Origin of the sequence: Allosaccharopolyspora coralli, assembly GCF_009664835.1 — a bacterium.
GTDB lineage: Bacteria > Actinomycetota > Actinomycetes > Mycobacteriales > Pseudonocardiaceae > Allosaccharopolyspora > Allosaccharopolyspora coralli.
Map to the genome: position 1 here is coordinate 3,275,747 of NZ_CP045929.1, position 10,630 is coordinate 3,286,376.

At 67.9% G+C, this 10,630-nt stretch carries 9 protein-coding genes; 5 read left to right on the forward strand and 4 right to left on the reverse strand.

Annotation, left to right across the window (positions count from 1 at the left end; genetic code table 11):
* Window positions 1–57: 57 nt before the first annotated feature.
* Window positions 58–1,185, reverse strand: a complete 1,128-nt coding sequence (locus GIY23_RS15365; RefSeq protein WP_154077293.1) for a glycerate kinase — start codon at window positions 1,183–1,185, stop codon at window positions 58–60.
* Window positions 1,185–2,768, reverse strand: a complete 1,584-nt coding sequence (locus tag GIY23_RS15370) for an SLC13 family permease (RefSeq protein ID WP_154077294.1) — start codon at window positions 2,766–2,768, stop codon at window positions 1,185–1,187. Before GIY23_RS15370 ends, GIY23_RS15365 begins: the two co-directional genes overlap by 1 nt.
* A 124-nt stretch (window positions 2,769–2,892) precedes the next feature.
* On the opposite strand from GIY23_RS15370, the gene GIY23_RS15375 reads away from it, so the two are divergent.
* Both GIY23_RS15375 and GIY23_RS15380 read left to right on the forward strand, forming a co-directional pair.
* Window positions 2,893–3,780: a LysR family transcriptional regulator gene (locus GIY23_RS15375; protein ID WP_154077295.1), complete on the forward strand. Its 888-nt coding sequence runs from the start codon at window positions 2,893–2,895 to the stop codon at window positions 3,778–3,780.
* Between the two features lie 100 nt (window positions 3,781–3,880).
* Complete coding sequence (locus GIY23_RS15380) at window positions 3,881–4,954, forward strand: tartrate dehydrogenase (RefSeq protein WP_154077296.1); 1,074 nt, start codon at window positions 3,881–3,883, stop codon at window positions 4,952–4,954.
* 93 nt (window positions 4,955–5,047) lie between these two features.
* On the opposite strand, the gene GIY23_RS15385 is transcribed toward GIY23_RS15380, so the two are convergent.
* Together GIY23_RS15385 and GIY23_RS15390 are read right to left on the reverse strand one after the other, a co-directional pair.
* Entirely contained in the window at window positions 5,048–6,163 is a 1,116-nt protein-coding gene (locus GIY23_RS15385) for an epoxide hydrolase family protein (protein ID WP_154077297.1), read from the reverse strand.
* A 191-nt stretch (window positions 6,164–6,354) separates the two neighbouring features.
* On the reverse strand, window positions 6,355–7,290 hold the full coding sequence (locus GIY23_RS15390) for a LysR family transcriptional regulator (RefSeq protein WP_154078882.1): 936 nt from the start codon (window positions 7,288–7,290) through the stop codon (window positions 6,355–6,357).
* Window positions 7,291–7,362: 72 nt separating this feature from the next.
* On the opposite strand from GIY23_RS15390, the gene GIY23_RS15395 reads away from it, so the two are divergent.
* From GIY23_RS15395 to GIY23_RS15405, 3 genes are all read left to right on the forward strand, one after another.
* The gene (locus tag GIY23_RS15395) at window positions 7,363–8,694 is read left to right on the forward strand and encodes an MFS transporter (RefSeq protein WP_228717312.1); all 1,332 of its coding nucleotides are present in this window, start codon (window positions 7,363–7,365) and stop codon (window positions 8,692–8,694) included.
* 37 nt (window positions 8,695–8,731) lie between these two features.
* Window positions 8,732–9,592: a LysR family transcriptional regulator gene (locus tag GIY23_RS15400; protein ID WP_154077299.1), complete on the forward strand. Its 861-nt coding sequence runs from the start codon at window positions 8,732–8,734 to the stop codon at window positions 9,590–9,592.
* 67 nt (window positions 9,593–9,659) lie between these two features.
* Complete coding sequence (locus GIY23_RS15405; RefSeq protein WP_154077300.1) at window positions 9,660–10,607, forward strand: EamA family transporter; 948 nt, start codon at window positions 9,660–9,662, stop codon at window positions 10,605–10,607.
* Window positions 10,608–10,630: the final 23 nt, after the last annotated feature.

Below are 10,630 nucleotides of genomic sequence, written 5' to 3' on the forward strand. Positions count from 1 at the left end.
GATTCGCCTCACGAGGATACCGGCTCGAGCACGAGATCCCGAGAACTCGCCGAAAACTCACGTCCGTCCTTGCCAGTGCGTGTAGGCGTTTGCGGCCAGGTCAGGCAGCAGTTGTTCGACGTCGTTGACGCAGCGTTCGACATCGGGCTCCAAGGAAGTCAGTGACCAGCTGCGCGTGACACCCATCGCGGCGAGCTCGTCGCGGTCCAGGGAGCAGCGTCCAGCCAGGGCGAGCACCGGAATGCCACGTTCGCGACCGAGGGCGGCCACCGCAGCGGGAGCCTTGCCGTGCTTGCTCTGCTCATCGAGGGAACCCTCGCCGATGATCACAACATCGCATTCAGCCAACCGGTCGGCCAGCGCGACGGTGTCGAGCACGAACGCGGCACCCGAGATGCGAGTAGCGCCGAGGGCGGTCAGCACGCCGAACCCGGTCCCTCCGGCCGCTCCGGCACCAGCTTGCTGCGCGGAAGATTCATGGCCGAGGAGCACCGCGAGCCGGGCGAGACCGGATTCCAGAGTGGCAACCTCGCATGCACCTGCTCCTTTCTGCGGACCGAACACCGACGCGGCACCGCTCGGTCCGAGCAGCGGGTTCGTGACGTCGGTCGCCAACGCGAGCTCGACGTGGCTGATGCGCGGATCGAGTCCGCCGGTATCGACATCGTCCAGCTGGGTCAGTGCCCCGCCACCTGCGGAGAGCTCGCGACCGGTGGAATCGAGCAGCCGCGCGCCGAGTGCCTGCAGCATGCCCGCTCCCCCATCGGTACTGGCACTTCCGCCGACCGCAAGCGTGATGCGGTCACACCCGTGGTCGAACGCCGCCGACATTACCTCGCCCACGCCGTACGACGACGCCAGCAGTGGCGCCGGACCTGTCACGGGAAGTCGTTGCCAACCGCAGATGTCGGCCAGTTCGACGACGGCATGGCTGTCGCGTACGGCGAATCCGGTATCGACAGGATTTCCCAGCGGCCCGCTCGCACGCACCGGTACGTGACGGAACCCGGCGTTGAGCACGGCGTCGAGGGTGCCTTCTCCTCCGTCGGCCACCGGACACGCTGTGGTCGTGGCCCGATTGTTGTCGACTGTGCCGATGCCCCGGGCGATGAGGCGGGCTGCGGCGCGCGCAGTGAGCGAACCTTTGAACTTGTCCGGCGCGACGAGTACGCGCGGCGCCCCCATCAACCCGCCAGCCCGATCAGAGTGGCCATCGCAGGGACGATGAGCACGATGGCGACGCCACCCACGATGTCGAAGACGATGCCGGTGCGGATCATCTGCGTGATCCGCACGACCCCGGAGCCGTAGACGATCGCGTTCTGCGGCGTCGACACCGGCAACATGAAACCGAACGAGGCGGCGAAAACACCGGCCACCGCGGGAACGATCGGAGACACGCCGGCGGCAACGGCCAGCGGGATGATGATCGGTACCACCACGGCTGCCGAAGCAGTGTTGCTCGTGGTTTCGGAGATCAGGATGGCCAGGACGACGGCGAGAACGGTCAGCGCGAACGGCGTGGTGACGCCGAACGTGTCGTACGCGGATGATCCGATCGTTTGCGCGAGCCCGGAATCCTCCAGCAGGGAACCGAAAATCATGCCCGTGCCGAAGAGCAGGATGGTGCCCCAGTCGATAGTCGTGGCGTCCTTCCAGGTGAGTGTCGCCTCTCGCCGACTCCAGTTGGCCGGCAGCACGAACAGCAGCGCAGCGCCGACGACCGCGACGATGCCTTCGTCGAGCCGGTCGTCGACCAGCGCGTAGACAGCCGACTCACTGCCCGCGGCCAGGGCGACGATGCCCGGTGAGATCCAAAGGAAGACCGTGACGGTGAACGCGATCAGTGTGTTGATCTCAGCCCGCGACAGCGAGCCCATTCCGGCTCTCTCCTCCGCGATGTACTCCCGCACTCCGTTGAGCCGCCGCACTTCCGGCTTGTTGAGCAACAGCACCACGGCCGCGAGCACGACGAACATCACGGCACAGACCGGCACTGCGAGGGTGCTCCACTGCCCGAAGGCGATCGTCCGGCCGGTGGCCTCCTCGATCAGACCGCGACCGATGAGATTCGGCGGCGCTCCCACCGGCGTCAGGAGCCCTCCGACACTCGCGCCGTAGGCGAGCATGAGCATCAAAGCAGTGCCGACCCGCAGCTGATGTGGATGCAACCTCTCAGAACTCGCGGATTCGCCGCTCAGAAGTTGAGCGAGCACCCGCAGAATGCCCATGGCCGTCGGGAGAAGCATTGCCACGGTTGCGGTGTTGGACACGAACGCCGAGAGGACGCACGTGATGGCACCGAAGGCGATGACGATCCGGGCTGTGCTGTCCGCGACTCCCGGCAGGGACAGCACAGCGAAGGCGAACCGCTGTGTGAGACCGTGCTTGAGCATCGCCTTCGCGAGGATGAACGCCCCGATGAACGTGAAGATCGTCGACGAACCGAACGGTGCGAGCACGTCGTCGACCGGTGCCACGCCGAGAAGCACGATCGCCGCGACTCCGACCATGCCGCTGACCGGGACCGGCAGCGACTCGGTGATCCACAGAGTGATCACACCGAGCAGTACCGCGCCCAGGATCTGCTGGTTTCCCGGGAGATCGAGGGGCAACGCCGCGAACGACAGCGCGATCAACGGTGCGAGCCAGAGCCCGTGGGTCTGTCGCAACCGTTCGAACCGCTGCTGTCTCGGTGAGAGATTCTGCGCGCCCGGTTCGGTATCGGGTTCGGTCTCGTCGTGCGTAGCGCTAGTGTTCGTCGACACGACCCCTCCTCTGAGTGCAACGTGCTTGGACTGTGCGTTGACTCACCAGCGGCGGTCCAAGACGCGCTTGCTACGTGCGCGATAGGTTTTACCTATTTACACTGCTCGAGTACGGAGGAGTGCGATGGATTCACGGCAGCTGACTTACTTCCTGGCGGTAGTCGACTGTGCCGGTTTCGGCCGGGCGGCCGAACAGCTGCACGTAGCCCAACCCTCGCTTTCCCAGGCGATCCGGACACTGGAGCGGCAGCTGGGCACTCCACTGTTCCACCGCAACAGCCGCGGTATCGAACTCACCGAAGCGGGACGGGCGCTGGTCCCGCCTGCGAGGCAAGTGCAGCGCGACCTTCAGGCCGCCGGCGAAGTGATCGACGACGTGAAGGGCTTGCGCAGTGGTCGCCTCGACATCGCCGGCATGCCCTCCCCCGCCGTCGCCCCGCTCAGCGAGATGATCAGTGCCTTCACTGATCTCGCTCCGGATGTCACGGTCAACGTCCTCGCGCGAGCGACCGCCGACGAGGTCGTGGAAGTCGTCCGTTCCGGAGTCTGCGAGATCGGAGTGCTCGGCACACCCCATCCGCTGCACGATTCCACAGTGGTCACCCATCGATTGCGCAGCCAGCGGTTCGTCCTGGTCGCCGCGGAGTCGGACGACCTGCCTTCCGGCGACATCGTTCAGCGCGAGCGGCTCGACGGCATGCGGCTGATCGTGGGACCGCAGGGAACCGGGATGCGGCTGCTGATCGAGGAAATGCGCAGTTCGGGGCTCAACGTGCGGATCGCGGTGGAAACCGCCCATCGGGAGGCGATCTTGACGCTCGTGGCGAACGGCGTCGGCAACGCCGTGCTCACCGACGCATGGGCGTCCATCGCACGCCAACTCGGGCTGCGCGTGTTCGCGCTCGAACCACCCGCCTACCTCGGTCTCTGGTTGGTCACCCGAGCGTCTCCGATCACCGCAGCCGCGGAGACGTTCTGGACTATGGCGGGTGGGCCGACACGTTCACGATAGGCAGTGCCTATGAGTACCCCGAACCTCGCCTCTTGGACAACTTGTATCGAGACGCCTTGAGTGGAAGGCGCACGCCAGCGAACCGTCTCAAGGAGGTCCCATGGCCCCGCGCACGTTCCACATCGCCGCCATCCCGGCCGATGGCGTCGGCCACGAGGTCGTCGACGCGGGAAGGACGGTACTCGACGCACTGGCATCGGACTCCGGCGGTGAGTTCGCGCTCGAGTGGACCGAGTTCGACTGGGGTAGTGACTACTACAGCCGCACCGGCCGCATGATGCCCGAAGACGGCCTCGAACAACTCCAGGACTTCGACGCCCTCTACTTCGGCGCCGTCGGATGGCCGAGTGTGCCCGACCACACCAGCCTGTGGGGGCTGCGGCTGGCGATCTGCCAGGGCTTCGACCAGTGGGCCAACGTGCGACCCGTCCAGTTCCACCCCGGCGTACTCAGCCCGCTACGCAAGGCCGACCAGACCGATCTGGACTGGGTCGTGGTCCGCGAGAACAGCGAGGGTGAGTACTCGGGTCTCGGCGGGCGCAACCTCTCCGGCCGCGGTCCGGGCAACGAGGTGGCCGTGCAGTCGTCCCTGTTCACGGAGAAGGGTTGTGAACGCATCATGCGGTTCGCGTTCGACCTCGCCAGGAAACGTGATCACCCCAAGGTGACCAGCGTGACCAAGAGCAACGCCCAACAGCACGGCATGGTCCTCTGGGACGAGGTCTTCGAGCGGGTCGCCGCCGACTACCCTGACGTGGACAGCGACAGGTGCTTGGTCGACGCGATGGCGGCCCGGTTCGTCCTGCACCCCGAAGACCTCTCCGTGGTAGTGGCGTCGAACCTGCACGCCGACATCCTCTCCGACCTCGGCAGCGCCCTCGCGGGAAGCCTGGGGCTCGCCAGCAGCGCCAATCTCAACCCCGAGAGGCGCACACCGTCCATGTTCGAGCCCGTGCACGGCAGCGCCCCCGACATCGCAGGTCACGGAATCGCCAACCCCATTGGTGCCATCGGCAGCGCCGCCCTGATGCTCTCGCACCTCGGACTGCCTGCGCCTGCCGCTCGCGTCGAGCGCGCCCTCGGCGCCGCGACAGCAGCAGGAGCGCTGCCGCCGGACCTCGGCGGCACGGCCACCACCAAGCAGATCACCGCCACCGTCCTCGACCACCTCTGACCGTGGCGGCATCGCCGATTCGGCCGGGGCGCTGTCGACCGGTCGCAGCCGCCGATATTCCGCCGGGCAGGAGCTGCTGTCCCGGATGCCCGGTTACCGCACCATGCGGAAAAAGGTGCGCAGTTCGTCGACGAACGTCTCGGGGCGTTCCAGGGACGCGAAGTGCCCGCCACTGTCGAGTTCTCGGTAATGGCGCAGGTCGGTGAATCGTTGTTCGAGCCAAGGGCGCGGTAGCCGGAACAGCTCGTTCGGGAAGATCGAGACACCGGTGGGCACGTCGACGCGCCCCTGCGGCCGATCGGGACTTTCCCAGTACAGCCGCGCCGACGACGCCCCGGCGCCGGGCAGCCAGTAGAACATCACGTTGTCCAGAAGGGTGTGCCGGGAGATCACGTTTTCCGGGTGACCATCGCAGTCGGTCCACGCCCGAAACTTCTCGACGATCCAGGCACACTGCGCGGCCGGCGAGTCCACCAGGCCGTAGCCCAGGGTCTGTGGGCGGGTGGACTGCTGCTTGGAGTAGCCGGTGCCGACGCGGCGGAACTCGTCGCGGTCGGCCAGCGCGGCACGCTGAGCCTCGGTCAGCTGCCCGCTCTCGCTTTCCGGGGCCGACGCCAGCGGCATGGTCAGGTGAATCCCGGCGAGGTGACGCGGATCGGTGGAGCCGAGGGCGGCCGTGATGATCGATCCCCAGTCGCCGCCCTGGGCGGCGTAGCGGTCGTAGCCCAGCCGAGCCATCAACGTCGCCCACGCTTCGGCGATGCGCTGCGCTCCCCACCCGGTGCCTGCGGGCTTGTCCGAGAATCCGTAACCAGGCAACGTCGGAGCGACGACGTGGAACGCGTCGGCCGGATCCGGCGGGTCGGTCAGTGGCCCCAGCACGTCGAGAAACTCCACAATGGACCCTGGCCAACCGTGGGTCAGCAGCAGCGGCAGCGCACCGTCGTGCGGCGAGCGGGCATGCAGGAAGTGGAGGCCCAGCCCGTCCATTTCTGTGCGGAACTGCGGCACAGCGTTGATCCGCGCTTCGGTGACGCGCCAGTCGTAGTCCTCGGCCCAGTAACGACACAGCCGGCGCATGTACGACAGCGGAATGCCCTGCGACCAGTCCTCAACGGTCTCCGCATCCGGCCACCGGGTGCGGTCCAGCCGATCACGGAGGTCGTCGAGCTGGGACTGCGGGATCTCCAGACGGAACGGCTCGAGCATGAAATCACCGTAACCGTGTCAGGTCCGGGCAGCTTGATCAACGAACGCTCGGCGTCCCTGCGATGCTCTCGCCTGACCCTCTGCGGCGCCGCTTCATGCTGTCAGCAACGGTGATCGCCGCGGGCACGGGATTCGGTTCAGAGACGCGTGAGCCTTTTTCGTTGCTATAGCCACCAAAAAGGCTCACGCCGTCATTCCTTCCGCCCACCGGGTCGGGGGCTGGGTAGTAGGGAGCCGGCGGTGCTGGTGATGGTGTTGAGGGCGGTGGTGACCGCCGGGTGCTCGCGGCTGCCGAGACGGGTGGCGGCGAGGATCCGGCGAGCCGGGGCCGGCTCGCCGTGCAGGGGCAAGCGAGTGACCGGCCAGCCTTCGTGCAGCCGGGCGAGCCGGGGCACCAGGATGATGCCGAAGCCGTGAGCGACCAGAGCCGTTCCGGTGTCCCACTCGTCGGCGTAGTGGGCGATGTTCGGTGTGAACCCGGCAGCCATGCACGCGGTGAGCACCAGGTGGTGGTAGGTGCTGCCGGGCCGGCCGACAATCCACGATTCATCAGCTGCGTCGGCGAGGGTGACCGTCCGTTGGGTCGTCAGCCGGTGTCCGTCGGGCACGACGAGATCGAGTGGGTCGTCCAGCAGGGGGCGCTGGTCGAACCGGGTGTCCGAGCCGGGCGGCGTTTCGGCGGTGGCGATCAACAGAGCGAGGTCGGCGTCTCCGGCCAGGAGCAGATCGAAGCAGCGCGACGGTTCGGCTTCGATGACCCGGACGGTCAGATTCGAGTGCTGATCCCGGAGTGCTGCCGCTGCCGGGGGCAGCAGGTGCATGGCGGCGGTCGAGAACCCGCACAGCGTGAAGGAACCATTGGTGTCGTCCGTGGTAGTGGCCAGTTCGGCGCGGGCGCGTTCGACCTGGGCCTGCAGGATCTCGGTGTGGCGCAGCACGGTGGCGGCCGCGGCGGTCAACCGGATGCCGCGACCGGACTGCACCACCAGTTCGACGTCGAGGTCGGCCGCCAGCTGGCGCAACTGGTGCGAAACCGCCGAGGGCGTGTAGTGCAGCGCCTGGGCGGCAGCGGTGACGGTGCCGTGGTGGGCGACCAGTTGCAGCACCCGCAGCTTCGGATCGATCATGTAACTATTTTGCACGATACTCTGAATGAACGTTCGCTGTACTGCAGCAATCAGCCTCGGCACGCTGTGGGCGTGTTGCTGAGGGACTTCTCCGTTCAAGGGTGTGCCGGCGCGTCCGGCGAGTTGCCCACGCTGCGGCGTGAACGCAAGCGTGAGGTGCGCGCGGCGGTATATCTGCTGGTCGTGCTGACCATCGGGGCGTACCTGCCGACTCCGCTGTACGCGGGGTATCAGCAGGCCTTCGGGTTCAGCGACCTGACGATGACGCTGATCTTCGCGACGTTCGCCCTGGTGACCGCGCCTTCCCTGCTGTTGTTCGGCCCGGCGGCGGACGCGCTCGGTCGTCGCGTGGTGCTGCGGGCCAGCGTGATCGCGGCCGCACTCGCCTCGGGATGCTTCGCGCTCGCGGAAGGTCCGGAGTGGTTGTTCATCGGCCGCGCGATTCAGGGTGTGGCGTTGGGCGCGGCGACCGCGGCAGCGACCGCCTTGATCGCGGAGCGCGACCCCGACGGGAACCGGAGCCGGGCCTCGGTCGTGGCGAGCATGGCGTTCGTCGGTGGGACCGCCGCCGGTCCTCTCGTGGCGGGGATGCTGGCCGAGTACGCACCACTACCGCTGCTGCTGCCGTACCTGGCCCACCTGGTCCTGCTGAGCATCGGCTGGCACCGCGTGTCGGCGCTGACCGCCTCCGGTGCGCGTGCGTCTCGCTGGCGGCCCACGCGGCCACACGTACCGAAAGGCATGCGCCTGCGGTTGGGCACCGCCGCCGGAGTCGGCTTTCTCGCCTGGACCGTGGCAGGACTGTTCTTGGCTGTCATCCCGGCGGTACTCGGCCGGGCGGCCCGGATCGACAACCTGGCTCTCACCGGCGGGATCGTCGCGGCGGTGCTGGTCTGTTCCGTACTGGTCCTGCCTTTCGTGCCCCGCTGTGGCCCGGAAACCGCGCAGTTCGTCGGGCTCGGTGCTCTGCTGGGCAGTCTCCTCGCCCTGGCCTTGACCGGCGGCAGCTCGCTGCCGATGACCATGGCCGCTGCCGTCGCCGCCGGGGTCGGACACGGGCTCGCCTACGGCGGGGCCGTAGCGACGATCGACGCGACCGCACCCAATGGGCAACGGGGCTCGGTCAACGGCGCGGTCTATCTCGCGTTCTATCTCGGCACCGGAGTCCCGACGGTAGCGGTCGGTCTGCTGACCCTCGAACAACCGTTGACCACTGCGATTTCCTGGATCAGCGCCACGGCAGCCGCCCTCGTACCGCTGATCGGTGCGGCACTCGCGCACGCCAACCGCACACCCAAGCAGGCCGCGTGTTCCGGCGACGCCGCGGAACCCGTCTCGGGCGGCGACTCACCAGCGGCTGGCGACCAGCGCCGCTCGAGGCGTGAGCCTTTTTGGTTGCTATAACCACCAAAAAGGCTCACGGCGCTTATACTCGCCAGTTATGGAGCTGCGGCATCTGCGTGCATTGGTGGCAGTCGGCGACGAAGGCACGATCACGGCGGCCGCCGCGGTCGTGGGCATCAGCCAGCCCGCGCTCTCGCGAACCTTGCGCCAACTGGAGCAGACACTGGGCACAAGGTTGGTCGAACGCACCACGAGCAGCCTGCATCTGACCGAGGCCGGCCAGCGACTGCACCAGCACGCCCACCAGATCCTCAACCACCTCGACGACGCGATCCGAGACGCCACCACCACCGAGCCGCGCCCGCTACGGGTCGGGTACGCCTGGGCCGCGCTGGGCCGCCACACGGTGCCGCTGATGCGCCATTGGCGCCGCGAGCACCCCGACATCCCGGTGCGGATGCGTCGGGTGGACGACCCCGAGGCCGCGTTGCGCTACGGCGAGATCGACATGGCCTTCCTGCGCACACGGCCCGACGACGACACGTTCTACGCCCTGCCCCTGCTTCAGGAGCCTCGACTGGCGGCGGTCTCCGAAGACGACCCCCTCAGCGAGAAGTTCGAGATCACGCTGGCCGATCTGGCTGACCGGCCCATCGCGATCTGTTCGACCACCGGCACCACCAGTACTCAACTGTGGCCAGCGGGCCACCGCCCCAGCACGAGCTTGGATGTCGCCAACGTCGACGAGTGGCTGGCGACCATCGCCGCCGGCGAGACGGTGGGCGTCACTGTCGAGGCGACCGGCTACTCCCATCCCCACCCCGGGGTGCGCTACGTGCCCATCACCGACGCCGAGCCGGTCACCGTTCACCTGAGCTGGCCGCCACATCCCAGTCACACGGCTGTGCCCGCTTTCCGTGAGTACGCCCAACGCGCCGTGGCGGCCGACCAGTCATAACCCGCACACATAAGCGAACCCTCGGAAGTATTTCCCTCCGCCGACGGTCACGGCAAGCCTGGGAACCATGCCCACCACGACCGCCGCGACGAGCACCCGTCCTGCGTCCGACACCGCAGGCAGTCGGTGGGCCGGGACCGGGGTGATGGCGGCCAGTGGGCTGTCCAACCAGACTGGCGCAGCCATCGGCGCCTTGGCCTTCCCTGTTCTTGGTCCAGCCGGGGTCGTGGCAGCGCGGCAGTACGTCGCTGCGATCGTGCTGCTGGCCCTCGCTCGCCCCCGCTGGCGCCGCTTCACCTGGACCCAGTGGTGGCCCGTCGTGCTGCTGGGGACGGCCTTCGGCGCGATGAACCTCTTCCTCTACGGCGCCATCGACCGGATCGGACTCGGTCTGGCAGTGACCCTGGAATTCCTCGGCCCCCTGGCGATCGCCCTCGCAGGCTCACGCCGCCGCACCGACCTGGCGTGCGCGGCGCTAGCGGTCGCCGGAGTCGTGGTCCTCACCCGTCCGCAACCCACGACCGACTACACCGGCATCGCACTGGCACTGCTGGCTGCCGCATGCTGGGCCAGCTACATCCTGCTCAACCGCACCGTCGGCCGCCGCCTGCCCGGAACCGAGGGCTCAGCCACCGGCGCCGCCGTGTCGGCACTGCTGTTCACCCCCGTCGGCGTGCACAGCTTGACCGTCGGGCCGCTCGACGCCACCGCCCTCATGTGCGCCGCCACAGCCGGTCTGCTGTCCTCAGCCGTGCCGCTCGTGGCCGACCTCTTCGCGCTGCGCCGCGTTCCCACCCACTTCTTCGGTCTGTTCATGAGCGCCAACCCCGTCTTCGCCGCCGTACTGGGGCTCCTCGTACTCGACCAATCCCTGGGCTGGGCCGAATCCGCCGCGATCGTCGCCATCGTCGCGGCGAACGCCATCAGCATCCTCACCAGCCGCCCGCCCGGCGACACAACCCCACCCCGCCACGTACCCCAGGATGAACTCTGTGGATCAGAGTTCCGGCGGTGATCCGGCCTGTCGCCACGGGCACG

Bases quoted from the DNA above. Each gene is read 5' to 3' on its own strand.
- GIY23_RS15365 (WP_154077293.1), bottom strand. From the start codon at position 1,185: ATGGGGGCGCCGCGCGTACTCGTCGCGCCGGACAAGTTCAAAGGTTCG.
- GIY23_RS15375 (WP_154077295.1), top strand. From the start codon at position 2,893: ATGGATTCACGGCAGCTGACTTACTTCCTGGCGGTAGTCGACTGTGCC.
- GIY23_RS15380 (WP_154077296.1), top strand. From the start codon at position 3,881: ATGGCCCCGCGCACGTTCCACATCGCCGCCATCCCGGCCGATGGCGTC.
- GIY23_RS15385 (WP_154077297.1), bottom strand. From the start codon at position 6,163: ATGCTCGAGCCGTTCCGTCTGGAGATCCCGCAGTCCCAGCTCGACGAC.
- GIY23_RS15390 (WP_154078882.1), bottom strand. From the start codon at position 7,290: ATGATCGATCCGAAGCTGCGGGTGCTGCAACTGGTCGCCCACCACGGC.
- GIY23_RS15400 (WP_154077299.1), top strand. From the start codon at position 8,732: ATGGAGCTGCGGCATCTGCGTGCATTGGTGGCAGTCGGCGACGAAGGC.
- GIY23_RS15405 (WP_154077300.1), top strand. From the start codon at position 9,660: ATGCCCACCACGACCGCCGCGACGAGCACCCGTCCTGCGTCCGACACC.